Origin of the sequence: Micromonospora sp. LOL_024 (genome assembly GCF_048060415.1) — a bacterium.
Classification (GTDB): domain Bacteria; phylum Actinomycetota; class Actinomycetes; order Mycobacteriales; family Micromonosporaceae; genus Micromonospora.
This window is the reverse complement of record NZ_JBHMIS010000151.1, coordinates 1-994: the sequence shown is the minus strand read 5'-3', so window position 1 is coordinate 994 and position 994 is coordinate 1. Positions and strand designations below refer to the sequence as shown.

1 protein-coding gene and 2 pseudogenes are annotated in these 994 nt (G+C 67.6%); all 3 read left to right on the top strand.

What is annotated here, in order from left to right; translation table 11 throughout:
- The first annotated feature begins 225 nt into the window (after nucleotides 1–225).
- Nucleotides 226–660, top strand: a complete 435-nt coding sequence (locus tag ACFHWY_RS28645) for a nuclear transport factor 2 family protein (RefSeq protein WP_416583348.1) — start codon at nucleotides 226–228, stop codon at nucleotides 658–660.
- Nucleotides 661–685: 25 nt separating this feature from the next.
- Nucleotides 686–811 (top strand): annotated as a pseudogene (locus tag ACFHWY_RS28640) (ketoreductase); the annotation flags it as partial.
- Nucleotides 812–863: 52 nt separating this feature from the next.
- Nucleotides 864–994 (top strand): annotated as a pseudogene (locus ACFHWY_RS28635) (IS3 family transposase); the annotation flags it as partial.

The window sequence follows — 994 nt, the reverse complement described above, 5'->3', positions numbered from 1 at the left end:
CGTCCGGACTCGTTGACCGCGGACAAGGCGTACTCGTCCAAGGCGAACCGGGCCGCGTTGCCGCGGTGGCGGCCTCGTGGACCTCGCCGGCTCGGGCCGTACGTTCGTCTCCGGCTCGGGACCTCCGATGCCTTCCGAGGATTTCTGGAGCCGCGCTCGAGGACGCATTGAAGTCGTCGTTGAAGGATGAGTGATGAGAAGCGACCGATCGGTTAGGAGATTGCCGTGACAGTGGGGACCGAGACGAACTTGGACCTGTTGTACCCAGAGGTACAGAATTTCTATGCCCGCCACATGCAGCTCCTCGACGCGGGCAACGCGGAAGGGTGGGCGGACACGTTTACCAAGGACGGCTCGTTCTTTTCGCCGTCGATGCCGGAGCCGGTGCGTGGCCGGGACGTCATCATCGCCGGAGTGCGCAGGACCGCGGCGGCACTGGCCGAAGCCGGCGAGGTGCACCGGCACTGCATGCTCATGACCTACCTGAGACGTCGCGACGACGGCACGATCTACGCGCGGAGCTACACGCAGGTGATCGCTACCCCGCGCGACGGCCAGCCACGGCTTCACATGATGTGCGTGTGTGTGGACATCCTGGTACGGCAGGACGGTGAGCTCAAGCTCCGGGAGCGCCGGGTCACCCGCGACGACCGACCGTGATGCCGGCCCGATCGGAGTTCTTCACATGAGCACCGCACAGGCGGTGATCATCATCGGTGGCGGGACCGGGATCGGCCGGGCAGCGGCGCACGCGTCCGCGAGCACGGGGGCCGGGGTGCTGCTGGTCGGCCGTTCCAAGGAGACCCTTGCCGAGACCGCGGCCGGCCACGACACCATCGTGACCCTGCCCGTCGACAGTGCTGATCAAGCGGATCCACGCCCAGAACTACGGCGTCTACGGCGCCCGCAAGATCAGGCACCAGCTGCACCGCTAGGGCGTCGAGGTGGCCCGGTGCACGGTCGAGCGGCTGATGCGCGCCGCCGGGCTGCGCGG